At 69.7% G+C, this 23,939-nt stretch carries 22 protein-coding genes; 12 read left to right on the forward strand and 10 right to left on the reverse strand.

Going from position 1 to position 23,939, the window contains the following annotated elements; genetic code table 11:
- Window positions 1-55 precede the first annotated feature (55 nt).
- Both INP57_RS13080 and INP57_RS30500 read right to left on the reverse strand, forming a co-directional pair.
- Entirely contained in the window at window positions 56-970 is a 915-nt protein-coding gene (locus INP57_RS13080; RefSeq protein WP_200070469.1) for a TauD/TfdA dioxygenase family protein, read from the reverse strand.
- A gap of 312 nt (window positions 971-1,282) precedes the next feature.
- On the reverse strand, window positions 1,283-1,357 hold the full coding sequence (locus INP57_RS30500; RefSeq protein WP_367269011.1) for a putative leader peptide: 75 nt from the start codon (window positions 1,355-1,357) through the stop codon (window positions 1,283-1,285).
- Between the two features lie 425 nt (window positions 1,358-1,782).
- Here INP57_RS30500 and INP57_RS13085 point away from each other — a divergent pair, with 425 nt between their 5' ends.
- From INP57_RS13085 to INP57_RS13095, 3 genes are read left to right on the forward strand one after another with little or no spacing between them, the layout of a single operon-like run.
- Window positions 1,783-2,805 carry an ABC transporter substrate-binding protein gene (locus INP57_RS13085; protein WP_200070470.1) on the forward strand — a complete coding sequence of 341 codons (1,023 nt, stop codon included), beginning with the start codon at window positions 1,783-1,785 and terminating at the stop codon, window positions 2,803-2,805.
- Between the two features lie 7 nt (window positions 2,806-2,812).
- On the forward strand, window positions 2,813-3,676 hold the full coding sequence (locus tag INP57_RS13090; RefSeq protein WP_200070471.1) for an ABC transporter ATP-binding protein: 864 nt from the start codon (window positions 2,813-2,815) through the stop codon (window positions 3,674-3,676).
- Window position 3,677: 1 nt separating this feature from the next.
- Window positions 3,678-4,475, forward strand: a complete 798-nt coding sequence (locus tag INP57_RS13095) for an ABC transporter permease (RefSeq protein WP_374220945.1) — start codon at window positions 3,678-3,680, stop codon at window positions 4,473-4,475.
- Window positions 4,476-4,486: 11 nt separating this feature from the next.
- On the opposite strand, the gene INP57_RS13100 is transcribed toward INP57_RS13095, so the two are convergent.
- Window positions 4,487-5,653 (reverse strand): erythromycin esterase family protein, encoded by a 1,167-nt coding sequence (locus tag INP57_RS13100; protein WP_307850051.1) that lies wholly within the window; start codon window positions 5,651-5,653, stop codon window positions 4,487-4,489.
- A gap of 103 nt (window positions 5,654-5,756) precedes the next feature.
- Complete coding sequence (locus INP57_RS13105) at window positions 5,757-6,671, reverse strand: LysR substrate-binding domain-containing protein (RefSeq protein ID WP_233627504.1); 915 nt, start codon at window positions 6,669-6,671, stop codon at window positions 5,757-5,759.
- Between the two features lie 96 nt (window positions 6,672-6,767).
- Between INP57_RS13105 and INP57_RS13110 the strand changes: the two genes are divergently transcribed.
- Window positions 6,768-8,501 (forward strand): pyruvate dehydrogenase, encoded by a 1,734-nt coding sequence (locus INP57_RS13110; protein ID WP_200070472.1) that lies wholly within the window; start codon window positions 6,768-6,770, stop codon window positions 8,499-8,501.
- A 54-nt stretch (window positions 8,502-8,555) separates the two neighbouring features.
- Here the strand turns inward: INP57_RS13110 and INP57_RS13115 are convergent, their stop codons facing one another.
- On the reverse strand, window positions 8,556-10,157 hold the full coding sequence (locus tag INP57_RS13115) for an acyl-CoA synthetase (RefSeq protein ID WP_200070473.1): 1,602 nt from the start codon (window positions 10,155-10,157) through the stop codon (window positions 8,556-8,558).
- Window positions 10,158-10,446: 289 nt separating this feature from the next.
- On the opposite strand from INP57_RS13115, the gene INP57_RS13120 reads away from it, so the two are divergent.
- Complete coding sequence (locus INP57_RS13120; RefSeq protein ID WP_200070474.1) at window positions 10,447-11,481, forward strand: zinc-binding dehydrogenase; 1,035 nt, start codon at window positions 10,447-10,449, stop codon at window positions 11,479-11,481.
- A 170-nt stretch (window positions 11,482-11,651) separates the two neighbouring features.
- On the opposite strand, the gene INP57_RS13125 is transcribed toward INP57_RS13120, so the two are convergent.
- Complete coding sequence (locus INP57_RS13125) at window positions 11,652-12,107, reverse strand: Lrp/AsnC family transcriptional regulator (RefSeq protein WP_200070475.1); 456 nt, start codon at window positions 12,105-12,107, stop codon at window positions 11,652-11,654.
- Between the two features lie 63 nt (window positions 12,108-12,170).
- Here INP57_RS13125 and INP57_RS13130 point away from each other — a divergent pair, with 63 nt between their 5' ends.
- On the forward strand, window positions 12,171-12,890 hold the full coding sequence (locus tag INP57_RS13130; RefSeq protein ID WP_200070476.1) for an AzlC family ABC transporter permease: 720 nt from the start codon (window positions 12,171-12,173) through the stop codon (window positions 12,888-12,890).
- Window positions 12,883-13,206, forward strand: a complete 324-nt coding sequence (locus tag INP57_RS13135) for a branched-chain amino acid transporter permease (protein WP_200070477.1) — start codon at window positions 12,883-12,885, stop codon at window positions 13,204-13,206. Before INP57_RS13130 ends, INP57_RS13135 begins: the two co-directional genes overlap by 8 nt.
- A gap of 16 nt (window positions 13,207-13,222) precedes the next feature.
- Here the strand turns inward: INP57_RS13135 and INP57_RS13140 are convergent, their stop codons facing one another.
- Complete coding sequence (locus tag INP57_RS13140) at window positions 13,223-14,065, reverse strand: MBL fold metallo-hydrolase (RefSeq protein WP_200070478.1); 843 nt, start codon at window positions 14,063-14,065, stop codon at window positions 13,223-13,225.
- A 375-nt stretch (window positions 14,066-14,440) separates the two neighbouring features.
- Between INP57_RS13140 and INP57_RS13145 the strand changes: the two genes are divergently transcribed.
- The 5 genes from INP57_RS13145 (at window position 14,441) to INP57_RS13165 (ending at window position 19,824) form a co-directional block, all read left to right on the forward strand.
- On the forward strand, window positions 14,441-14,782 hold the full coding sequence (locus INP57_RS13145; RefSeq protein ID WP_200070479.1) for a DUF6507 family protein: 342 nt from the start codon (window positions 14,441-14,443) through the stop codon (window positions 14,780-14,782).
- Entirely contained in the window at window positions 14,779-16,104 is a 1,326-nt protein-coding gene (locus tag INP57_RS13150; RefSeq protein ID WP_200070480.1) for a hypothetical protein, read from the forward strand. Before INP57_RS13145 ends, INP57_RS13150 begins: the two co-directional genes overlap by 4 nt.
- Complete coding sequence (locus tag INP57_RS13155) at window positions 16,088-16,528, forward strand: hypothetical protein (protein ID WP_200070481.1); 441 nt, start codon at window positions 16,088-16,090, stop codon at window positions 16,526-16,528. Before INP57_RS13150 ends, INP57_RS13155 begins: the two co-directional genes overlap by 17 nt.
- Before the next feature lie 813 nt (window positions 16,529-17,341).
- Window positions 17,342-18,187, forward strand: coding sequence for a helix-turn-helix transcriptional regulator (locus INP57_RS13160; RefSeq protein WP_200070482.1), 846 nt, complete (start codon window positions 17,342-17,344; stop codon window positions 18,185-18,187).
- A gap of 92 nt (window positions 18,188-18,279) precedes the next feature.
- Window positions 18,280-19,824, forward strand: a complete 1,545-nt coding sequence (locus INP57_RS13165) for an AMP-binding protein (protein ID WP_200070483.1) — start codon at window positions 18,280-18,282, stop codon at window positions 19,822-19,824.
- 66 nt (window positions 19,825-19,890) lie between these two features.
- Here the strand turns inward: INP57_RS13165 and INP57_RS13170 are convergent, their stop codons facing one another.
- Genes INP57_RS13170 through INP57_RS13180 form a run of 3 tightly spaced genes read right to left on the reverse strand, consistent with a single transcriptional unit; the run spans window position 19,891 to window position 23,914 of the window.
- A complete protein-coding gene (locus tag INP57_RS13170) occupies window positions 19,891-20,685 on the reverse strand; it encodes an enoyl-CoA hydratase-related protein (RefSeq protein ID WP_200070484.1) in 795 nt (264 codons plus the stop codon).
- Window positions 20,682-22,763, reverse strand: coding sequence for an acetate--CoA ligase family protein (locus INP57_RS13175; protein ID WP_200070485.1), 2,082 nt, complete (start codon window positions 22,761-22,763; stop codon window positions 20,682-20,684). Before INP57_RS13175 ends, INP57_RS13170 begins: the two co-directional genes overlap by 4 nt.
- Entirely contained in the window at window positions 22,763-23,914 is a 1,152-nt protein-coding gene (locus INP57_RS13180) for an acyl-CoA dehydrogenase family protein (RefSeq protein WP_200070486.1), read from the reverse strand. The genes INP57_RS13175 and INP57_RS13180 overlap by 1 nt, the downstream gene beginning before the upstream one ends.
- Window positions 23,915-23,939 lie beyond the last annotated feature (25 nt).

Here is a 23,939-nt window from a genome sequence, read left to right on the forward strand (position 1 = left end):
CTTCGCGTCTCGCGGACCGGGCTCGGTCCTCAGTGGACTCCGGGAAGGCGGCGGCCTACGCCGCGCTGCCCGCGGAGTAGGCCGCAGCGTCGCCGCGGCGCGCCACGCTGCGCCCGTCCTCGACGTCCACCGGCACATCACCGGCGACGGTGACCCGGCTGACCTTGCGCGCCAGCTCGCCGTAGTCGTCGACCGCGTAGTGCTGGGTGGCGCGGTTGTCCCAGATCGCCACGTCGCCGGGAGCCCACCGCCACCGGACGGTGTTCTCCAGCTGGGTCACGTGCGATTGCAGCAGGTCGAACAGCCGCGCCGTGTCCGACTTGCCGAATCCGAGGAACCGCTGCACGAAATGCCCGAGCAGCAGCGAACGTTCTCCCGTTTCGGGGTGCACCCGCACCACCGGATGCTCGGTCTCGTAGACCGTCGAGACGAACTGCTTGTGCCGCTCCTGCTCGGCGTCGGTCGGGTTGGGGCGTTTCGCCGCGTAGTCGTAGGCGTTCGAGTGCAACGCCCGGAGTCGCCCCGCGAGCTCTTGCAACTCGGGGGTGAGCCCTTCGTAGGCCGCCACGGTGTTCGCCCACACCGTGTCCCCGCCGTAGGGAGGCACGGTAACGGCCCGCAACACCGAGAACGCGGGCGGATTCTCGACGAACGTGACGTCGGTGTGCCAGGAATTCGCCCGCGCGCCGCGGTCGGCGTCCAGCGGGAGTACGTGCGCGGCGTGCTCTTCGCCCGGGACCGTGGGGTGAGCGGTGGTCACGGTGCCGAGCCGCGCGGCGAACTCGACCTGCTCGTCGTCGGTGAGCCCGTGCTGCCCCCGGAAGAAGACGACTTTGTGCTGCAGCAGGGCGTTCCGGATGTGCGCGACGGTCTCTTCGGAAAGCCGGTCGGCCAGCTGCACACCGGTGATCTCGGCTCCGATGCGGCCTGCGACGCGCAGCACGTCCGACTTCAGGTTCTCGTTGGTCATGTTCAGCCTCCTGGCTGGAGATCCACAAAGGACTAAGAATTCCTTCAGAATGATTTGCGTAGCGGTGCGGGTAGCGGAACCTCAGCGGCTTCCTCGCTGCGGGATCAATTTCTGACGTATGCCCATACGCGGCGAAATCGCTGTCCTCGCGAGGAAGCCGCTGAGAACCCGCCGGTGGTCCGGTTGCTTGCATGGTCGCTGCTCAGCGGCTCCGCCGCTGACAAGACAAGACCAAAACCATACTGAAACGACCCCAAAAGCGCGCACGCACGGCACTGTCGGCTCGTGCGGCGAAGGTTCAGGCGAGCGGGCTCAGCCGCGGTGACAGACCGCGGACGCGACGCGCACCAGGTCGATGTGCTCGCGGAACACCAGCAACGGCCGCATGAGCTGGATGCAAGCACGTCCGCGACAGCCGGTCAATCACGCCCGGCGTCGTCCCGGCATTCGGAAACCTCCGGGTGGATTCGATCGCGAGCTTGACGCCCGCCGGGCGGAGCGGATTGCATCTCCGCCATGTCAGCAGGGCTCGTTCTGGTGCGGCGCCGTTGCGTGGACTGCTGCCGCGCGAACAGCGCCCGGTGTCGCCGCGGGAGCAGCGCGCCGTGTCACCGCGCCAACAGCGCCCAGTGTCACCGCGCGAACAGCGCCTCGTGTCACCGCACGCGCGTCCGCTGCCGCTGACCACCACCGCTGCCCCGCACTGACCGCCGTCCCGGCGGTCGTCTTCAGCTCGCTGCGGCCTGCGCCGTCCGCAGCACCTCCGCCCGCACCGCGCCCTGCCGCGAAGTGCCCGCGAAAGCGAGTTCACCGTGTCCAGCACGATCGATCGACGAGCCGTCCTGCGCGGCTTGTCCGGCCTCGCCACCACCTCCGTCCTCAGTGGATGCGCGCACAGCAGCGCTTCCCCGCGGACGAACGTGATCCGCTACCAAGGCTGGAGCGGCGAAGTCCTCTACCCGGAACTGGCCGAAGATCTCGGACTGCTCGGGGACGTCCGGCTGGAGTGGATCGGCAACACCACCAGCGGTCCGCAGGACATCCAGGCCACCGTCACCGGCGACACCGACATCGGCGGTGCCTTCAACGGAGCCATCGTGCGGCTCGCCGCCGCGGGGGCACCCGTCACCGCGGTCGTGGGTTACTACGGTGCCGACGCCCTCAGCTACGGCGGCTACTACGCCATGCAGCGCAGCCCGATCCGCGGGCCGCGCGATTTCATCGACAAGAAGGTCGGCGTGAACACGCTCGGAGCGCACTACGAGGACGTGCTCGCGATCTACCTGGAGCGCGGCGGCCTCACCCAGGACGAGGTCGACTCGGTGCAGCTGGTGGTGGTTCCGCCGGTGAGTGCCGAGCAGGCGTTGCGGTCCGGCCAGCTCGACGTTTCGTCGCTGTCCGACGTCAAGCGCGAGAAGGCGCTCGCGCACGGCGGCCTGCGGTCGGTGTTCAGCGACTTCGGCATGTTGGGCGCGTTCACGGCCGGTTGCTACGTCCTGCGGGACGAGTTCATCGAGCGGAACCCGGAAACCACTCGCCAACTGGTCACGGGCACCGCGAACGCGGTGCATTGGGCGCAGACCCGGCCGCGCGACGAGGTCGTGGCCCGCTACTCCGACATCATCCGCAGACGCGGCCGGAACGAGGACCTCAGCACCGTGTCCTACTGGCGTTCCCCTGGAGTTCCCAGCCCCGGGGGGCTGATCCAGGACCGCGAGTTCACCACGTGGCTGGATCGGCTGACCACCAGCGGGCGAGTCGCCCCGGGCGCGGTCGACGTCCGCGGGCTCTACACCAACGAATTCAACCCGTTCCGCGCGAGCGCGCAGAACTGAGGAGACCATGGCCGAGATCAGTTTCGAGGGCGTGTCCCGAACTTTCCCCGTGCGCGGGGGCAGAGGTGCGCCGGACGGCGAGCTCACCGCGCTGCAGGACGTGAACCTGCGGATCCGCTCCGGCGAACTAGCCGTGATCGTCGGGCCGAGCGGGTCCGGCAAATCGACGCTGCTGGACCTGCTGGGCGGGCTGGACGCACCGACTACCGGGCGGATCCTGCTGGACGGCACGCCGATCACCGGGCCGGGGCTCAACCGAGGTGTCGTGTTCCAGCAGTACGCGCTGCTGCCGTGGCGCACCGCCCAGTCCAATGTGGAATTCGGGTTGGAGGCGAAGAAGGTGCCCGCCGCGCAGCGCCGCGAACGCGCGCGGGAACACCTGGATCTGGTCGGCCTGTCCGGGTTCGCCGACCGCTACCCGCACGAGCTCTCCGGCGGGATGAAGCAGCGCGTCGCGATCGCGCGCAGCCTCGCCTTCGACCCGGACGTGCTGCTGATGGACGAGCCGTTCGCCGCCCTCGACGCGCAGACACGGGAAACGCTGCAGGACGAGCTGCTGCGGCTGTGGCAACGCACCGGCAAGACCATCGTGTTCATCACGCACGGCATCGACGAGGCGGTGCACCTCGGGCAGCGGGTGGCGGTGCTGACATCGCGGCCGGGCACGGTCAAGGACGTCGTCGACATCGATCTGGGCGAGCGCACCGCGGACGTCCGCTCCGCACCCGAGTTCGCGCACTACCGCCACCACGTGTGGAGCCTGCTGCGCTCCGAAGTGGACCGCGCGCAGCAAGCCGAGCGCGCGGCCGCCCGGGAATCGCAGGACGCGCCGTCGAACGACCAAGACCCTGAGGTAATCTCGATTGGCTAGCATCGCACCACCCGCCACTTCCGGTGCCACGTCGGCGATTCCGGCGCGGCACGTCGCCGAGCGCGTGCTGAAGTCCTCGGCGGCAATCGTGGTTTTCCTGCTGGTGTGGGAACTCGCGCCGCGCATCGGGCTGGCCGACAGCATCTTCCTGCCACCGTTCAGCGAAGTACTGGGACAGTGGGTGCAGCTCGCGGCGAACGGGCAGCTGTGGGAGAACCTCGGGGCGAGTCTGGGCCGTTCCGTCGCGGGCTTCGGCATCGCCATCGTCGTCGCGGTGCCGCTGGGCGTCGTGATCGGCTGGTACCGGCTGGTCGGCGAACTGCTCAACCCGCTGCTCGAACTGTTCCGCAACACCGCGGCACTCGCGCTGCTACCGGTGTTCGTGCTGCTGCTCGGCCTGGGCGAGTCCTCGAAGATCGCGCTGATCGTGTTCGCCTGCACCTGGCCGATCCTGCTCAACACCATCAGCGCGGTCCGCACGGTGGACCCGCTGCTGATCAAATCGGCGCGGTCGCTGGGATTCGGCTCGACGGCGGTGTTCACCAAGGTCGTACTGCCCGCCGCGGTCCCGATGGTGTTCACCGGGATCCGGCTCGCCGCGGCGAACTCGATCCTCGTGCTGGTCGCGGCCGAAATGGTCGGCGCCAAGGCGGGCATCGGCTACCTCATCAACACCTCGCAGTACAACTTCCAGGTCCCGCAGATGTACGCGGGCATCATCACGATCTCGCTGCTCGGGTTGGCGTTCAACCAGACCCTGGTGACCTTGGAACGCCGCCTCTCCCGCTGGCGGTCCTGAGCGGCGCGGCCTCAGTCGGCTGTGCCGCGTGCTGGAGTGATCTGCCGGACGTGGATGACGGCGTCGAAGGCTTGCCGCGGATCGATGTCGACCAGGAGGTTCTCCCCGGCCATGCAGGTGACCCCGGTGAACAGCTCCGCGGGTGCGCGCCGCAGGTCCACCAGGTGGTGCGGGAGGCCCGCGGTGTCCAGGATCGCGTCCAGCGAATGCGGTGGTGGAGTGATCCGTCCGGCCGGTGTGGCGAAGCGCTGCGACGGCTCGGCGTCGAGATCGACGTCCGGCACGATGCCCGGGCCGCGGGTCGTGCCGATCACGACCAGGTCCTCGCCGAGCTCGGCAGCCAGCAGGCCGCCGATGGCCGCGGTGCCGTCGAAGGCGGGCGTGCGTTGCAGGTGCACGTTGTGCGCTGCAACGACGATGCGCTCCTCGCGTTGCAGGATGCACCGCAGGTTCTCGGCCATCACCTCGTTGCGCAGGTTGCGCCCGGGTGCGGGATAAAGACCGCCACGGCGGAACTCGAGCACGCTGCGGGCGCCGCGGGCGCAGCGCAGCGCAAGCCGGTCGGCTGCCGACTCGGCCCGTTCGACGAGTTCGTCGATCCGCTGCTCCAGCCCGTCCGGGACTGTCGCCGTATCAGGTCCCGGCGCATCCGGGGCCGGTGCTTTACCGGGTGCACCCAGGTCGGCAGTGGCCAGCAGCTCGCCGTCGCCTGCCCGCGCGGGGATCCGGGCGAGACAACCGGCGACGCCGGGCGCGGGATTCAGGCACCAACCGGGCACGTCCATCCCGTAGAAGCGCACCGGCCTTGCGGCTCGGTTGCGCTCGCGCATCCAGCGCAACTGGTCGTGCATCTCGCTGCAACGGCCGAGCGACCAGGTGATCCCGGTGCGGGCGATCTCCGCGACGTCCCCGGCTCCGCCGCGCACCCAGTCGTCCACGGCCAAGCCTTCCGGCAGCCCGGATTCCAGCACGAACGCGGAGAAACCGAGTTCGCGGACCAGGAACCGCAGCACCCGGTCGTGCAGCAGGGCGAACTCGGTGGTGAAGTGCGCGCTCTCCCCGAGGCAGACGACGCGGGCGTCGCCGACCACCTCGCGCAACGCCTCGAGATCGGACGCATCGGGGGCGTCCGGATCGAGCATGTGCAACGGTGCAGCAACATCACGAATGGTGCGCACGTGCGGTCTCCTTCATCGGGGATTCATGGGCGTGAAGGACTCGCTCGACCGAATAGGTGGGGCGAACGGTCCCCCTATTCACTTCGTAGCAGTTGTCGCGGCGTCAGCTCATCGCCCGCGCCGGGTGGCTGAGCACGTGTTCGCGGAACCGCTCCGAGGCGGGCGGCAGCGCGCGGCCCGCGAGCCAGGCCAACCCGATGTCGCGGCTGCTTTCCACGTCGGTGACCTCCAAGTGCGGCGCCGGCGGCTCGGTCGTGGACGGCGGGTCCGTGGCCGTCTGCGGCAGCGGCAGCAGCGAAACGCCCAGACCGGCGGTGACCAGGCCGCGCAGGGTGTCGACCTCCTCGCCCTCGAAACCGATGCTGGGGGTGAAACCGACCTGCCCGCACAGGTCCTCGGTCCGCGCGCGCAGCCCGTACCCCTGACGCAGCAGGATGAACGTCTCCCCGGCGGCTTCGGCGAGCCGCACCCGCCTGCGCCGGGCCAGCCGGTGGTGCGGCGGGACGGCCAGCCGCAGCGGTTCCACCAGCAACCGCTGCCAGCGGATCAGCGGATCGCCCGGATCACCGCTGGTGATCACCAGGTCGGCGGTGCCGTCCAGCAGCTCGCGGCGCAGCGCCTCCTCGCCGTGCTGGCGCAGCTGGAAGCGGGTGCGCGGGTACTGCTCGCGGAAACCGCTCAGCAGCGGCGGAACCAGCCAGGTCCCCAAGGTGTGCAGGAACGCCAGCGGGATCACGCCCGCCTCGGGGTCGACGGTTTCGGCGACGGCTCGTCCGGCGCGGTCGTACTGCTCCAAGATGGTGTCCGCGTACTCCTTGAACACCCGGCCCGCGGTGGTCAGCCGCAGCGACCGGCCGACCCGCTGGAACAACGCCGCGCCGAGGTCGTGCTCCAGCCGGCCCAGCGCGCGGGACAACGCCGACTGCGTGAGGTGCGCGCGGGATGCGGTGCCGGTCACCGTCGCCCCGTCGGCGACCTCCTGGAAGTAGCGCAAGACCTGCAGTTCCATGGCACTCATGCTCCCACCGCATGAGGCTCAGGACATCCAGGCATTGGACGCATCAGGAGTACTGCGGCAGCCTGGAAGTGCAACCGGAAACGAGGGAGGTCGAACGTGACCACAGTGGCCGAGCAGCTGGTGCACACCTTGCGCAACGCAGGTGTCCGCCGGATCTACGGCATCGTCGGCGACAGCCTCAATCCGATCGTGGACGCGGTGCGCCGCACCGACGGGATCGAGTGGGTCCACGTTCGGCACGAGGAGACCGCGGCGTTCGCGGCCGCCGCCGAGGCCCAGGTCACCGGCGAGCTGGCGGTGTGCGCGGGCAGTTGCGGCCCGGGCAACCTGCACCTGATCAACGGCTTGTACGACGCGCACCGCAGCGGCGCCCCGGTGCTGGCCATCGCCTCGCACATCCCGTCCGCGCAGATCGGCACCGGGTTCTTCCAGGAGACCCACCCCGACCGGTTGTTCCAGGAGTGCAGCCACTTCAGCGAGCTGGTGTCGCAGTCCGGGCAGATGCCGCGGCTGCTGCGCACCGCGATGCGGACCGCGCTGGGGCGCGGTGGCGTGTCGGTGCTGACGCTGCCCGGCGACGTCTCCGAGCAGAAGGCCGCGCACCCCGATCAGGAGCAGGTCACGCTTCCCCCGTCGGCGCCCGTCGTTCCGCGCGAGGAGCAGCTCGACGAACTCGCCGGACTGCTCGACGACAGCAAGAAGGTCATGCTGTTCTGCGGCGCGGGCTGCGCCGACGCGCACGACGAGGTCATGCAGCTGGCCGGGCGGCTGAACGCCCCGGTCGGGCACTCGCTCGGCGGCAAGGAGTGGATCCAGCACGACAATCCTTACGACGTCGGCATGAGCGGGCTGCTCGGTTACGGCGCCTGCCACGACGCGATGCACGAAGCCGACCGGGTCGTGCTGCTGGGCACCGACTTCCCCTACGACGACTTCCTGCCGCAGGCCAGGACCGTGCAGGTGGACATCGATCCGGAGCGGCTGGGTCGGCGCACCACGCTGGACCTCGGCGTGCACGGCGACGTCAAGGCGACGATCGACGGCCTGCTGCCGAAGCTGGCGCAGCGCACCGACCGCGAGTTCCTGGACCGGACGCTGCACGAGCACGCCCGCGCCCTGGAGAAGGTCGTCGACGCCTACACCACCAGGATCGAGGACCACAAACCGATCCACCCGGAGTACGCGGCGTCCATATTGGACGACGTCGCCGCCGACGACACCGTGTTCACAGTGGACACCGGGATGGGCAACGTGTGGGCGTCCCGGTACTTCACTCCGAACGGCAAGCGCCGCGTCGTCGGTTCGTTCCGGCACGGCAGCATGGCCAACGCGCTGCCGCACGCGATCGGGGCGCAGCTGGCCGAGCCCGGCAGGCAGGTCGTCTCGGTCTCCGGCGACGGCGGGCTGGCCATGCTGATGGGCGATCTGCTCACGCTCGCCGCCTACGACCTGCCGGTGAAGGTGGTGCTGTTCAACAACGCCAGCCTCGGCATGGTCAAGCTGGAGATGATGGTCGACGGGCTGCCGGACTACGAGACCGACCACGCGCCGGTCGACTTCAGCGCCATCGCCGAAGCCTGCGGGATCCGCTCGCGGCGGGTGACCGAGCCCGGCGACGTCCGCGAGGCGCTGAGCAAGGCGCTGGCCGAGCCGGGCCCGGCGGTGGTCGAGCTGGTCACCGACCCGAACGCGCTGTCCATCCCGCCGAAGATCAGCCGTGAGATGGTGCGCGGATTCGCGCTGGCCGCGGGCAAAACCGTGCTCAGCGGCGGTGTCGGCAAGATGCTCGACCTGGCGCGCAGCAACCTGCGCAACATTCCGCGGCCGTGACCGGATGCGCCGCCCTCGCCCGCGACGCCGGGCGAGGGCGGCGGTTCGCCGCGCTCATCCGTCCTGTTCGGACAGTGACTGGTAATCGGTGCGCAGCTGCCGCTTGAGGATCTTGCCGCTGGGGTTCTTCGGCAGCGCATCGGTGAACACGACGTACTTCGGCCGCTTGAACCCGGCCAGCCTGCCGGAAAGGTGCGTGCGGACGTCCTCGCCGGTGAGCGCGACGCCGTCCTTGAGCACCACGACCGCGGTGACCGCCTCCACCCAACGCGGGTGGGCGATGCCGAACACCGCGACCTCGGCCACCCCGGCGAGTTCGTAGACGGCCTCCTCCACTTCGCGGCTGGCGACGTTCTCCCCGCCGGTTTTGATCATGTCCTTCTTCCGGTCGACCACCGAGAGGTAGCCGTCCGCGGTCAAGGTGCCGAGGTCGCCGGTGTGGAACCAGCCGTTGCGGAAGGCCTCCGCGGTCTTGTCCGGGTCGTTGTAGTAGCCCAGCGCGGCGTGGGGGCTGCGGTGCACGATCTCCCCGACCTCGCCGGGTGCGACGGGTTCGTCGCGCTCGTCGACGATCCGAGTCTCCACATTGGTCGCCGCGACACCCGCGCTGCCCGCCTGTTCCAGCTGCTCGTGCGGGCGCAGGATCGTGGCCAGCGGGGCCATCTCGGTCTGCCCGTAGAAGTTCCACAGCGCCACGCCGGGCAACCGCTCCCGCAGCTCCCGCAGGATCTCCACCGGCATCGGCGACGCACCGTAGTAACCCTTGCGCAGACTGGACAAATCCGTCTTGTCGAAATCCGGGTGGCGCAGCAGCGAAATCCACGCCGTAGGCGGGCAGAACAGCTTGGTGACCCGCTCCCGCTCGATCGTCGCCAGCAGCGCCGCCGGGTCGGGGCCGGGCAGGATGACGTTGGTCGCGCCGAGGTAGACGTCGGTGGAGAAGAAGCAGTCCAGCTGCGCGCAGTGGAACATCGGCAGCGCGTGCACCTCGACGTCGTCGGCGCTCATGCCGCCGTCGACGATGCAGCTGACGTACTGCGCGATCAGCGAGCGGCTGCTGAGCATCGCGCCCTTCGGCCGCGACTCGGTGCCCGAGGTATACATCAGGCGCAGCGGGTCGTCATCGGCGATGAGCACGTCGGGGGCGTGCGCCGGGCCGTCCTGCCACCAGGGGTCCACGCTTTCCCACCCGGGCGACGGGTCCTGGCCGCCGAGCGGGATCCAGCCGCGGACGCCACCGCGGACATCGGCCTGGTGCAGCGCCTGCTCGGCCGTGGTGCCCAGCGAATCCTCGACGATCACGCCGCCGGCCCCGGAATGGCCGAGGATGTAGGCGATCTCGTCGGCGGTGAGCATGAAGTTGATCGGCACCAGCACCACACCCAGCTTGGCGGTGGCGAACGCGATCACCGCGAACTGCCACGAATTGCGGCTCAGCAGCGCCAGCCGGTCGCCCTTGACCAGCCCGCGCTCGGCAAGCGCGTGCGCGGTCCGGTTCACCGCGGCGTCGAACTCCGCGTAGCTGAACCGCTGCGCACCGGCCACCACGGCGAGCTTGTGCGGGTTGCGCCGGGCGGTCCGGTGCAGGAGATCGCCGATCGCGTGCTGGCGTGCGCGCGCCACGGACTCGTCTTCGGCCATGCTGTCTCCGGCCATGCTGGGACCCCGCCTTCCCGCGACGCTGCGGCACCGATCGATGTCGCTGCCACTACATCGGACAGCGCCGCCCGGGGGCAAGGCAGTGGGGGTTCCGGCGTTACCCGGCTCGACAGGCCCTCCCACATCCCCGCCCGCACCTGTTGCATTGCCGGTGCCGCGCGCCGGGACCGGCGGCCGCGCTCCGCAGGGATCGAGCCTGCCGGGACACCGCGCCGGGCCGGTAATGACCGGACCGCGCAGCGGGTATGCCGCGCGGAAGGACTCTCGTTGGATTGGAAGAGCTGCAATGCGAGCGACTGTGATTCACGGTGCCGGTGACGTGCGAGTGGAACACGTGCCGGATCCGAAGCTGCACGAGCCCACCGACGCCGTCGTGCGGGTGCTGCGCTCCTGCATCTGCGGCAGCGACCTGTGGCCGTACGGGTCGATGGGACCTTCGCAGCAGGGCGAGCGCATCGGGCACGAATTCCTCGGCGTCGTCGAAGAGACCGGCTCGGACGTCACCGGGCTCAAGGCCGGAGACGTGGTCGTATCGCCGTTCGTGTGGGCGGACAACACCTGCGACTTCTGCGCCGAGGGCCTGCAAACCTCCTGCCGCCACGGCGGAATGTGGGGCGTGGGCGATGTGGACGGTTGCCAGGGCGAGGCCGTGCGCGTCCCGCAAGCTCAAGGCACGTTGGTGAAGCTGCCGGTCGGTGAGGATTCGGAGCTGCTGCCCTCGCTGCTGACGCTGTCCGATGTGTTCCCCACCGGCCACCACAGCGCCGTGACCGCGGGAGTCGGGCCGCGCACGTCGGTGACCGTGATCGGCGACGGCGCGGTCGGGCTCTGCGCGGTGCTGGCGGCCAAGCGGCTCGGCGCCGAGCGGATCGTGCTGATGGGCAGGCACACCGACCGCACCGACCTCGGCCGCGAGTTCGGCGCCACCGACGTCGTCGCGGAGCGGGGCGCGGAGGGCGCCGCGCGGGTGCGCGACCTGACCGGCGGCGACGGCACGCACACCGTGCTGGAATGCGTGGGCTTGGAACCGGCGCTGGAGACCGCGCTCGAGGTGGTCCGGGACGGCGGTGCGGTCAGCCGGGTCGGTGCGCCGCAGTACGAGCAGGTGCCGATGGGCGCGGGCACGTTCTTCCGCAACATCACGCTCACCGGCGGTGTCGCGCCGGCCCGCGCCTACGTGGAGGACCTGCTGCCCGACGTGCTCATCGGCAGGGTCCAGCCCGGCAAGGTGTTCGACCGGACCGTCGGTCTCGACGACGTCCCCGCGGGCTACCGGGCGATGGCCGACCGGGAGGCGCTGAAGGTCCTCGTGCAGCCCTGATCCGCCCGCGGCGCGGTGCCCGCTGCCACGTGGACATCGCGCCGCGAGAACACTCGCCGTAGCGGCGGGGTCCACATCGGACTGCGGTCGAGCGGTGCGCGTTCTCAGCGCTTGCCCGAATTCGGCTCTGCCGCCGGTTGTCTGCGCTGAACGAGCTCAACCACAGGCGCTCAGCCGTCTTTGATCTTCTTCATGGTCAGGTGCGACGTGATCCGCAGGACGCCGGACAGACCGCTGAGCTTGCCGGTCTGGAACGCCTCGTAGGCGGCGTGATCGGCCACCGCGACGCGGAGGAAGTAGTCGGGGCGGCCGAACAACTTGCGGAATTCGATGACCTCTTCGTAGCCGGACACGGTGTCCTCGAAAGCCTCGATGGTCTTCAGGTCGGTGGCGTAGACCTCGACCTCGATCAGCACTTCCAATCCGCGACCGAGGGCGTCCGGGTCGATGACCGCCCGGTACCCGCTGATCACCCCGGATTCTTCCAGCCGCTTGACCCGGCGCAGGCACGGCGGCGGGGTCAGCCCCACCCGCTTGGCCAGTTCGACGTTGGTCAGCCGACCGTCCTGACGCAGGTGGAACAAAATTTCACGGTCGGTCGGGTCCAGGTCGATAGCATTGCTCACAGGGCGAGTGTAGCGGCATATCAGGAAACCATATGACGCGGGTTTTCTCCTAAAATTCCCCGCATGAGCACTCCGGTCGTCATCAGGGACCCCGACCGCCCGTCGAGAACACCGGAAGCCTTGGCCGCGCTCAAGGATTCCGGCTCGGTCGGGCTCGGGCTCGTGCCGATCGGGCTCGCGTTCGGCGTGCTGCTGAGCCATTCGGGGCTGGCGTGGTGGTGGGCCACCGCGTGCGCCGCGCTCATCTACGCCGGATCGTTCGAGTTCCTGCTCGTCGGCCTGGTCACGGCCGCGGCGCCGCTGTCGTCGATCGCGCTGACCGCGTTGCTGGTCAACCTCCGGCACGTGTTCTACGCGTTGTCGTTCCCGCTGCACCGGGTCCGGGGCCGCCTCGGCAAGACCTACAGCACCTTCGCGCTGACCGACGAGGCGTATGCGCTGACCACGACCGAACACGCCCGCGACTGGACCGGTGCGCACATCCTGTGGCTGCAGGGGTTCACGCACCTGTATTGGGTGGGCGCAGCGACCGCGGGCGCACTGCTCGGCTCGTTCATCCCCGACGGCGTCACCGGGATGGACTTCGCGATGACCGCGCTGTTCGCCGTGCTCGCGATCGACGGCGTGCGCTCCAGCCGGGGCGACCTGCCGACTCCGCTGCTGGCCCTGCTCAGTGCACTCGTGGCCCGGCTGGTCACGCCCGGCCAGCTGCTGCCGGTCGCGTTCACCCTGTTCACCGCCGGGCTCGTGGCCCGCTACCTCGCCAGGACCCGCCATGCCTGACACCGGTTATCTGCTCGCCGCCGTGGCCGTTTCCGCCGCGGTCACCTGGGGTCTGCGCGCGCTGCCGTTCGCGGCGCTGTCCCAGCTGCGTGCCAGCCCGGTCGTGCACTTCCTGAGCACCAGGATGCCCGCCGGGGTCATGCTGATCCTGCTCGTCTACTCGCTGCCCGACCTCGCGCCGTCCGAGCCGTCTTCGCTGATCCCGCTGGTGGCGCTGGCGGTCACCATCGGCCTGCACCTGTGGCGCCGCAATCCGCTGCTGAGCATCCTCGCCGGAACCGTGGTGCACGTCGTCCTGGCCAGCACCCTCGGCTGATCACGCGCAGCCTCGATCACGGAGCGATCGGGCGGAAGCGGTAGGTCTCGCCGTGGCTGAGGTAGCGGAATTCCGCCGCTGTCGCGGATTCCGCCGCGGCTGCCTTGATGTCGTCCAGTCCGGACTGGAACACGGAGAAGTCGTTGTAATGGATGGGCACGGCGACCCGGGGTTCTACGATCTCCACGGCCCGGACGGCTTGTTCGCCGGTCATGGTGACCACGATGCCCAGCAGTGTGGTCCCGCCCGCGTGCACCAGCGCCAGGTCGATCCCGGGAAACCGCTGCGGGATGTCGTGCAGCCGATCGTGCAGCAACGTGTCCCCGCTGATGTAGAGCCGGAAATCCGCCGCGTCGCCGCGCCCGAAGTCCAGCACGCTGCCCATCGTGGGCGGCAGCATCCCGGCCACCGCATCCGGATCGTGCTTGGCGGGCATCGCGGTGACGCGCACTTGCGCATCCCCCTTCGTCACCAGCTGGGATTGCCAGGTGTCCAGCGCGTGGCCCGCGGTGAAGCCCTGCTCGGAAAGCAGGCCGACCGCGTGTCCGGTGCTGATGATGGGCGTGCCCGGGTCCAGTTCGGCAGCGGCCACATCGTCGAAATGATCGCCGTGGTGGTGCGAGAGCACGATGAAGTCCAGCTCCGGAAGATCGGCGATCTGGCAGGACGGTTCGACTTCGCGCCGGGCGTACATGCCGTGGCCGAGGTGCACGTGATCGCCTTGGTGCAGGAAGGCCGGGTCGGTGAGGATCGTGAACCCGCCGTAGCGGATCAGCGTGGTGGCGTTCCCGATGAAGTGGACGCTGCCCTCGCTGAAGTCGGCGGAACCTCCCACCGGCAACGCCAACGGTGCGTGCACGACTACACCCCTCACTCCGCGGAACCCTGCTGACTCGGCTCGGCCTACCCGGCCGGAACCGTCCCGCAAACAGCGCGCCGACGCCGCTGGTCGGATACGGAGTGAACGGGCCGGTCGCCGCTTCCTGCCGGGCCGGCGGCACGCTCGCTCAGGCCGATCCGCGCCCGACGAACCCGGGTGGCGATGCGGCACGCGATGTTGGCGCAACCGGCCCACGGCGCACTGCCTGATCGTTATGGTGTTCGCGAGGTGTGTCGTTGGCGGATCTCGCCGTGGAGATCGACCACCGCGATCTCGCGGGAGCGGTCGTCGGTGCAGGGCATCGGCTGACTGTGTCTCGCTGCGGGGTTGGTTGGTCGTAGGGGGTTTGCAGGCGTGGAGTGGGACATTCACCCGGAGCAGGTCCGGGGTGTGCTGGCGCGCACGGCGAACGTGGCCGGGGAGTTCGACTCGCATGTGACCGCGATGCGCTCGGAGATCGAGGGCGCGGCCGGGCAAGCCTCCTCCGGAATCATCGGACAAGCCCTGGCCGGGTTCGCCGAAGCCCGTGGCCCGGACATGCAGTTCGTGTTCTCCCGCATCCAGTCCGCCATCGGCGGCGCCTCGACCGCGGTCGGCGCCTATCTGCAGGGTGATCACGACATGGTCCTCAACGCCCAACGCGGCGTCGCCTCGGCTCCCGATCCACGGGCACACATGCCGGGAGGACGGCGGTGATCAACCCCGGCGCGATTCCACAGATCCCCGGCGACATGGACACCCTCGCCGCCCACGCGGCCGGTTTGCGCATGGCCGGGACGGGTTTCGCCGACACCGGCGCGGATGTGCATGCCACCTGGCAAGGCTTGGCACCCGCCTACCTGGCCCCGGAATCCGAGCAGCTGTTGCAGGCCACCCGGCCGGTCACCGAGACCGCCGGCAACATCGGCCGCGACGTCGAGGCCGTGGCCGGGGCGTTGCAGCGCTACGCCGACGAAGTCCGCCCGATCCAACAACGCCTCCGGGACTTGAGGGCGCAGGCCGAGCAGCTGGTCGCCGACATCCACGCCTACGAGAACCAGAAACCGTCGACCTCGGAGATGGCCGCGTCGGCCAAGACCGGCATAGTGCCGGACAAGGACTGGACCGACGACTCTAACCTCACCGACCGCGACAACCAGTTGATGGCCGCGGTCAACCAAGCCATCGCCGACTGGATGGCCGCCCAACGCCGCTGCGCGAATGCAATCACCGGGCTCTACGGCGGCCAGCACTACAGCCCCACCAACACCGACGGCCACCAGACCGCTGGTGAGTACGGCTACTCGACCGACCAACTTTCAGCCGCCGCAGGCAGCGACCACGGCCTGCCCTGGGGACGCGCCGAAGACACCAGCAACCCCCTCGCCGACCTCGGCCACACCGCCCTCGACCTCGGCGGCCTCATCCCCGGCATCGGCGAACTCGCAGACGGCGCCAACGCCGCCTGGTACGCCGCCGAAGGCGACCACCTCAACGCCGGCCTCTCAGCCGCCGCCATGATCCCCATCGGCGGCTGGGCCGCCACCGGCAGCAAGTTCGCCGGAAAAGGCGTCAAAGCCGTCACCGAAGGCACTGACGAAGCCGCCGAAGCAACCGCGAAGAACCTCGATGAGGCCGATGCGGTGACCGGGGTGCCGCTGCGTGAGGTGGATGGCCGGGCGCAGGAGTTGCAGAACAGCTTGCCGGAGAACACCCGGGGTCGTGTCACGATCGGGTTCGGCGTCGGCCGGGACGCCGACGGCAATGTTCGCAACGTGGTCGGCTCCAGCGAGCGCAACGGCTATCTGCGCAAACCGGTCGCGGAATCCCTCGGGGAGTCCGACGAAGTCGCGAGCGTGCGCGGTAACATGCACGCGGAACAACGAATCGTGTCCCATATGGAGCGAGAAGGCATCACGCCCGGCTCAGTAGGTGCTGGTCGCCCCATTTGCCACCAATGCGAACCGGTCATTCGTGACGCTGGCGCTTCGCCAGCAAGCCCACTCAAGGGAGCGCCGCCTCGTGGTCAATCGCCTTAGCCTCGTAGACGCCACCCTCGCAGACCGGATCAGCGCAGCTGGGCCGGAGGCGCAGCGGGCGGTCGCACGCAACGTGGCGCTCGCTGCGGCCGAGCACGTCGGCCTCGATGACGAGCGGTTGGCCTCGATCTTGGCCATTTTGCGGGCTGACGTGGCTGAGGTGCCCGATCTCACCAGGGCGAATGCAGCTGTGGAAGACCTCGACAACGCGGCCTTCGACGCACAAGACCGGGTCGAGGACGGCACTGGTTCCGACGACGACTATGCCCGCGCATTCGCCAAGGCTCGCGCCGCAACCGCGCTGGTCGCTGCCTTCGCTGACGATCCGGCAGAAGGTGCCGAAGACGCCATCTACGAGGCATACCACGCCACAGACGAGGACATGGGACCTCTTCGCGACACGATCGAGCAAGTACTTTCATAGATCGAAATTGCCGACCCCATCCCATAGAACAGGTTTCGAGCTGACCTGAACTTGTCGCTCGCACAACTACGAGCGGCGTGATCACGTGATCCGACGTTTTTCAGCCGAAGAGTTGGGCCAGGTGTTCGGTGCATATCTGAACCAGTACTTTATAGATGAATACGACGGTCCATGGGACGCGGTTCAGGACTTTTGCGCCGGGCACCCGCCCGAGTCGGTGGCGCACGCCGGAGGAACAGGTCCGGACACTTCTCGAAAGAGATAGCGCTGAGCACCGACTCGAAGCTGCTACGGAAGTTGGAGCTGGAGTACCACCCTCCCGCGGACGGCTGGAGCTACCGTGGGTGGCGGACCGAGCTAAGTGTCTTCCTGCGCGCACAGGCTTCCATACCGCGTGCATGAGCAGAACGCGCGCGCCTTGTCGCGTATCTCAGCTCCGATCGCTCGATCTTGGGAACCTGCGAATTTCGACTCCTGGCATCAGCAGATCTGGCAGCGGCTAGCCGGCAGGACCGACAGTCCGCCTATTTCAGCTTTCCTGACGGCCGACGAACGGAGGTGGCGGTGCGCAATATTGGAAGAACCAGGATGTGCGTCATGCAGTCGCTAGCAGCGACGAACACGTGCTGGATTTCATGACCTCGACGAAGGCATCCGCCGTGTGCACGGCACGGCTGAGCGGGGCAACACCGGCCCGCGCACGGAGCAGCAGGATGCTGCGCGGGGTCGCGTGCGAACCCTCGCTTGGTGCAAGATCTCACCTCCCAGCCGTGGTCCGCGGCCGGTGCTCGCATGTTCCGGGAGGTGCTGCCCATGACCCAGCGGTGCAAGCTCGCGCTCGCGAACAGTCCGCTGGTCACCGGCGCGTTGCGGCAGCTCACGACCGCCACCGGCCTGCCCGTCGTGTTCGGCGGGCCCGTGGGCGGTGACCGCGCGTTGCTGATCGACCAGCTCGGCGGCACCCGGACCCGCTCCTTGCAGCACCTGCGCGTGGACACGGGTGCGGGGCTGGGTGGCAAAGCCGTCGCGCTGGAGCGCCCGTCGACCGTCGTCGACTACCTGCACGCGCGCGGGATCACGCACAAGTACGACCGCGCCGTCGAGCCCGAGCAGCTGCGGGCGATGCTCGCCATCCCGGTCCGCGTCGATGCCGCCACACGCGCGGTGCTCTACGCGGCGACCCGGGAGCAGACCTTGCTCGGTGACCGCACGCTGCGGGCCGCCGCCGGGGTGGCCGCGCGGCTGGAGCGGGACATCGAGGTGGAGGAAGAGGTCCGCCGCCGCGTCGCGGCTCCGCAGCAGGTCGCGGGCTCGGGACGGGGCACGGCTGCGCGGCAGGTGCCCGGCGACTCCGACGACCTGCACGCCGAACTGCTCGACATCGCGGGCCGGACCAGCGACGAGGATTCCCGCAACCGCCTGCTGGAACTGTGCGATCGATGGCGCGGGCAGCACGCCGAGCCCGGCGTCGAGCTGACACCGCGCGAGGTCGACGTGCTGCGCTGCGTCGCCGACGGCCACACCAACGACGAAGCCGCGGCGCACCTGGAACTGCTGCCCAACACGGTCAAGTCCTACCTCAAGCACGCGATGCGCAAGCTCGGCGTCACCAACCGCATCCAGGCCGTGAACCGGGCGCGGTCGGCCGGCCTGCTGTGACGCCCACCCCCGTTGTGGGGTGGTACCGGAACCGGTCCCGGAGCACGATGCGCGCGTCGGGCAGAGCAGCCCGTGCTGACGAAGGGGCCAACATGTTCTACGACCTCGGCATCCGCGATTTCCTGGACCGCGCGGAGACGGTGTACCCGGACCGGGTCGCGGTGGTCGACGAACCCGACCAGCCCGCGCACTCGTGGGGATCGCTGACCTACCGCGAACTCGCCCGCCGGGCCAGGGCGCAGGCGGCGAACCTGGACGCGCTGGAGGTCCCCGCCGGTGGCCGTGTCGCGATCGTCTCGCACAACTCCGCCCGGCTGCTGACGTCGTTCTTCGGGGTCTCCGGCTGGGGCCGGGTGCTGGTGCCGGTGAACTTCCGGCTGGCCGCCGCCGAGGTGCAGTACATCGTGGAGCACTCCGGAGCGGAAGTGCTGCTGGTCGATCCCGAGCTCAGGCCGCTGCTCGAGGAGGTCACCGCGAAGCACGTGTTCGTGCTCGGTGAGGACGACGAGCACGTGTTCGGCGGTGATCGCCGGCCGCTTCCGTGGGCGGGCGACGAGAACGCGACCGCGACGCTGAACTACACATCCGGCACCACCGCACGACCCAAGGGCGTGCAGCTGACCCACCGCAACCTTTGGCTCAACGCCACCGTTTTCGGCCTGCACACCACATTGGACGACAACGACGTGCTGCTGCACACGCTGCCGATGTTCCACGCCAACGGCTGGGGGATGCCCTACGCCGTCACCGGTCTCGGCGGGCAGCACGTGGTGCTGCGCAAGGTCGACGGGCACGAGATCCTGCGCCGCATCGAGCAGCACGGCGTGACGATCATGTGCGCGGCTCCCGCCGTCGTTTCCGCGGCGCTCGACGCCGCGCAGAGCTGGGACGGCGAGGTGCCCGGGCGCGACAGGGTGCGGATCGTGGTCGCCGGTGCGCCGCCGCCGACGCGCACCATCGAGCGGATCCGCGCCGAGCTGGGCTGGGAGTTCATCCAGATCTACGGGCTCACCGAGACCTCTCCCCTGCTGACGGTCAATCGGATGCGCAGCGAGTGGGCCGAGCTGACGCCGAACGAGCAGGCCGCGCGGCTCGGCCGCGCAGGGACTCCGGCGCTGGGCGTGCGGGTCGGCATCGACTCCGAAGGCGAGGTGCTGACCCAATCGAACACGAACCTCGACGGCTACTGGGAGAACCCGGAGGAAACCGCCAGGGTGCAGGCCGGGGGCTGGTTCCACACCGGCGACGGCGGGACGTTCACCGAGGGCTACCTCACCATTTCCGACCGGAAGAAGGACGTGATCATCTCCGGTGGCGAGAACGTGTCGTCCATCGAGGTCGAGGACGCGCTGAACTCGCATCCGGGCGTCCGCGAAGCGGCGGTGATCGGGATCCCGGACGAGAAGTGGGGCGAGCTGGTCACCGCGCTGGTGGTGCGCTCCGCGGACGCAGCGGACACGGCGGACGCGGCCACGGCCGAGGAGCTCATCGCGCACTGCCGAAAGCACCTCGCCGGGTACAAGTGCCCGAAGCGGGTCGACTTCCTCGGCGAGCTGCCGCGCACGGCGACCGGCAAGGTGCAGAAGTTCAAGCTGCGCGAACCGTTCTGGCGCGACGCGGACCGGCAGATCAACTGATCCGGCCCGGGCGGCCGGGCGCGGGAGAGCGGTGCCCGGCACGCCCGGTCGCTCGGCGGGAACCGGTCAGCTGCCGGACCAGCGCGGTCGCCGCTTCTCGGCGAACGCCCGCAGGCCCTCCGCTGCGTCCTGCGAGGACAGCATCCGCTGGTAGCCCGGCAGTCCGCGCATCCGGGCGAAACCGGCCTCGACCCCGCAGTCCTCGGTGGCCGCGGTGATCTCCGCAACGGCGGCCACCGCCAGCGGAGCCGACGCCGCGACCCGCTCGCCCCACGCGCGCGCCTCGTCGAGCAGCTCGGAAGCCGGGACCGCGCGGTTCACCAGGCCCCAGTGCTCGGCTTCCCGGGCGCCCATCCGCCGCCCGGTCAGCAACATGTCCATGGCCACCGGCCGCGGCAGCCGCCGGGGCAGCCGCAACACCCCGCCGGAATCCGGCACGATTCCCAAGCCCGTCTCCGGCAGCGCGAATTCCGCGTGCTCCGCGGCGACGATCAGGTCGGCCGCCAGCGCCAGTTCGAAACCGCCGCCCACCGCGAGGCCGTTCACCGCCGCGATCACCGGTTTGCCGACGTCGAAGAACTCGGTGAGCCCGGCGAATCCGCCCGGCCCGTGATCCGCGTCCACCGCTTCCCCGCCCGCGGCGGCCTTCAGGTCCCAGCCGGCCGAGAAGAACCGGTCCCCGCCGCCAGTGATCACCGCGGCGCGCAGCTCGTCGTCGCGCCGAAGCCGGTCGAACGCGGCGTGCAGCTCGCGGCTGGTGGTCACGTCGATCGCGTTGGCCTTGGGCCGGTCCAAGGTCACCACCAGCACGGGGCCGGTCACGGCCACCCGGACCGGCGGTTCGTCGGTCTTTCCGCTCATCGCGCACCTTCCGTCGCGGTTCCGCCCAGCCTGACCAGCGCGTCCGCCGCCACCGCGCCACGGCCTGCGGGCAGCACCAGCAGGGGGTTGACGTCCATTTCCAGCAGCCGGTCGGCCTGCTCAGCGGCGAACCGGGCGATCGCGGCGACGGCCGAGACGACCGCGGGCACGTCGGCCGCCGGTGCGCCCCGGAATCCCGCCAGCAGCGGCCACACCCGCAGCGACCGCAGCGCGGTCTCGATGCGCTGCTCGGTCACCGGCGTCAGCAGCGTGACCGAGTCGCGCAGCACCTCCACCAGCACGCCACCGGTGCCGATGGTCAGCACCTGGCCGAACCAGCGGTCCTGGTGCACTCCGACGATCAGTTCCGCCACCGCATCCGGCACCACGCGCTCGATCAGGAACGTCCCGGACAGCTGCGCCATTTCGCGCACCGCCCCGACGACCTGCTCGCGCTCGCGCAACCCGAGCCGGACGCCGCCGGCTTCGCTCTTGTGCGCCAGGGTCGGCGAAAGCGCCTTCGCGACCACCGGAAATCCGAGTTCCGCGGCGGCATCCCCGGCTGCTTCCGAGGAGTCGACGACCCGGCCCGCCGGGATGGAGAGGCCGTGCTCCGCGAGCGCTCGCTTGCCCGAACGCTCGTCCAGCTGTCGCTGCGGTTCGTCCGGCGGAGGATTACCGGGCTGCAATGGCGCGACATCACCTGTCGACTCGTGCGCCTTCCGCAGTGCCCCGGCCGCGGTGATCGCCGTGACAGCGGCGCGCAGGCCCTGCATCGGTGCGATGCCCTCGGTGAGCAACCGCTGGCCCAATGGCTCCGGAATCCCTTCCGGTAATGAGCTGACCACGCAGGTGACGGCGGGAACCGCGCGGTGCGCCGCGATCAGAGCGTCCACAGTGGTCTCCCACTGCTCCGGTTCGCACCGGTCCTGCCGCGGAATGTCCAGCAACAGCAGGTGCGCGTCGTATCCGCCGCCGAGGAATGCGGTGAAGCACTCGGTCTGCTCCTCGGACCGGCCCCAGATGTAGGCGTTGTAGTCGAGCGGGTTGCGCACCGACACCCGGGAACCGAGCACTTCGCGCAGCCGCTGCGCCGATTCCTCCGGCAGCGGCGGCATTTCCGCACCGCCCGACTCGGCCAGGTCCGCCGCCAACGCGGCCTCGCCGCCGGAACAGCTCGCCGAAGCGATCCGCACACCCGGCAACGTGCCGTGCACGTGCAGGAATTTCAGGGTTTCCACGAGTTCGCCCGGATCGCGCACGCGTGCCATCCCGTAGCGCTCGAAGAAGGCGTCGCAGAGCACGTCCGGCCCGGCCAGCGAACCGGTGTGGCTCAGCGCCGCGGCCGCACCGAGCTCGGAACCGCCTGTTTTGAGCACCACGATCGGAATTCCGCGCCGCGCGGCCGCGCACGCGGCCCGGGAGAGCCCGGCAGCGTCCGAGATGTCCTCCAGGTGCAGCCCTATCGCGGTGATCCGCGGATCGTCCAATGCGGACTCGATCAGCTCGGCCACACCGATCACCGCGCTGTTGCCCACGGTGATCAGTTGCGCGATCGGCAGCGAGCGCCGGTGCATGGAGATGTTCTGCGCGATGTTGCCGCTCTGGGTGATCAGCGCGACGCCGTCCTGCACCTGGGCTCCACCGTGCTGGTCCGGCCACATCGCCACGCCGTCCAAGTAGTTCAGCACGCCGATGCAGTTCGGTCCGATTACCGGCATTTCCCCTGCTGCGGCGACGAATTCGCGCTGCAGCCGGGCACCGTCCGCGTCGTGTTCCCCGAACCCGGCGGCATGGCACACGGCACCACCCGCTCCCAGCTCGGCGAGTTCACCGAGCAGCGACACCGTGATTTCCGGCCGCACGGCGAGGAAAGCCGCATCCGGCGCCGCGGGCAACGCTGCGATGTCCGGGTAGGACGGTATGCCTTCGATGCTGGTTCTCGTCGGGTGCACCGGCCAGATCCGCCCGGTGTAACCGACCCGGCGGCACTGCCGGACGCACTCGGCGGCCGCTTGCCCACCGAAGACCGCAAGGTGCCGCGGCGCCAGCAGCCGCCGCAGGTCCCGCCGCCCCATCACGACCCCAGCGGGCGCAGCATGGAACGCGAAATGATGTGCCGCTGGATCTCGCTGGTGCCGTCCCAGATCCGCTCCACCCGGGCGTCCCGCCAGAAGCGCTCGATGGGCAGCTCGTCCATCAGCCCCATGCCGCCGAAGATCTGCACCGCCCGATCGGTGATCCGGGCCAGCGCCTCGCTCGCGTACAGCTTCGCCATCGCGGCATCGCGGTCGCTCATCCCGCCGTTGTCGAGGTTCGCCGCGGCGCGCAGCGTCAACAGCTCGGCCGCGTCCAGCTCGGTCGCCATGTCGGCGAGCTGGAAGCCCACCCCCTGCTTGCGTCCGATCGGCTCGCCGAACTGGTTGCGCTGCGCCGCCCACTCGGTGGCCAGCTCCAGCACCCGCCTGCCGCGTCCGACGCTCGTCGCCGCGACGCTCAGCCTGCTGGCGCCGAGCCACTCGTTCATCAGCTCGAAGCCACGCCCCTCGGCGCCGAGCCGCTGCGCCACCGGTACCCGGCAGTCCACGAAGGACAGTTCGCACTGGTGGTACCCGCGGTGCGACACGCACGAAGACCCGCGCCGCACTTCGACTCCAGGCGCGTCCAGATCTACCAGGAAAGCGGTGATCAGGTTGCGGCCGGGACGCTCGACTCCGGTTGCGGCGAACAGGATCACGAAATCCGCGGCGTCGGCGTGGCTGATGAAGTGCTTGGTGCCGTCGATGACGTAGTCGTCCCCGTCGCGCACCGCCTTGGTGGACATGGACCGCACGTCGGAACCGGCGCCGGGCTCGGTCATCGCCAGGCAGTCGTGGCGCTGCCCACGGATCGCGGGCAGCAGGTAGCGCTCGCGCTGCTCGCCTTCGCAAGCCTCCAAGATGTTGCTCGGGCGGGCGACCAGCGACTGCAACGCGTAGCTGGTCTTGCCGAGCTCGCGCTCGACCAGCGTCATGCTCACCGCGTCCAAGCCTGCGCCGCCCAGCTCCTCCGGCATGTTCGCGGCGTACAGACCGGCCTGCAAGGCTCGGTCGCGGATCCGCTCGGCCACCCCGTCCGGCACTCGGTCCAGGCGCTCCACCTGCTCCTCGTAGGGCTCCAACTCCGCGGCGGTGAACGAACGCACCGTGTCCACGATCATTCGTTGCTCGTCGGTGAGGCCGAAGTCCACGGCTACTCCTTAATCGTCCAGGGGA

The sequence above is a fragment of the Saccharopolyspora galaxeae genome (assembly GCF_016526145.1).
Taxonomy (GTDB): Bacteria; Actinomycetota; Actinomycetes; order Mycobacteriales; family Pseudonocardiaceae; genus Saccharopolyspora_C; species Saccharopolyspora_C galaxeae.

Excerpts from the sequence above, each read along its gene's own strand:
- INP57_RS13080 (WP_200070469.1), bottom strand. The coding sequence starts at position 970 with ATGACCAACGAGAACCTGAAGTCGGACGTGCTGCGCGTCGCAGGCCGC.
- INP57_RS13090 (WP_200070471.1), top strand. The coding sequence starts at position 2,813 with ATGGCCGAGATCAGTTTCGAGGGCGTGTCCCGAACTTTCCCCGTGCGC.
- INP57_RS13105 (WP_233627504.1), bottom strand. The coding sequence starts at position 6,671 with ATGAGTGCCATGGAACTGCAGGTCTTGCGCTACTTCCAGGAGGTCGCC.
- INP57_RS13115 (WP_200070473.1), bottom strand. The coding sequence starts at position 10,157 with ATGGCCGGAGACAGCATGGCCGAAGACGAGTCCGTGGCGCGCGCACGC.
- INP57_RS13120 (WP_200070474.1), top strand. The coding sequence starts at position 10,447 with ATGCGAGCGACTGTGATTCACGGTGCCGGTGACGTGCGAGTGGAACAC.
- INP57_RS13130 (WP_200070476.1), top strand. The coding sequence starts at position 12,171 with ATGAGCACTCCGGTCGTCATCAGGGACCCCGACCGCCCGTCGAGAACA.
- INP57_RS13135 (WP_200070477.1), top strand. The coding sequence starts at position 12,883 with ATGCCTGACACCGGTTATCTGCTCGCCGCCGTGGCCGTTTCCGCCGCG.
- INP57_RS13160 (WP_200070482.1), top strand. The coding sequence starts at position 17,342 with ATGACCCAGCGGTGCAAGCTCGCGCTCGCGAACAGTCCGCTGGTCACC.
- INP57_RS13165 (WP_200070483.1), top strand. The coding sequence starts at position 18,280 with ATGTTCTACGACCTCGGCATCCGCGATTTCCTGGACCGCGCGGAGACG.
- INP57_RS13170 (WP_200070484.1), bottom strand. The coding sequence starts at position 20,685 with ATGAGCGGAAAGACCGACGAACCGCCGGTCCGGGTGGCCGTGACCGGC.
- INP57_RS13175 (WP_200070485.1), bottom strand. The coding sequence starts at position 22,763 with ATGGGGCGGCGGGACCTGCGGCGGCTGCTGGCGCCGCGGCACCTTGCG.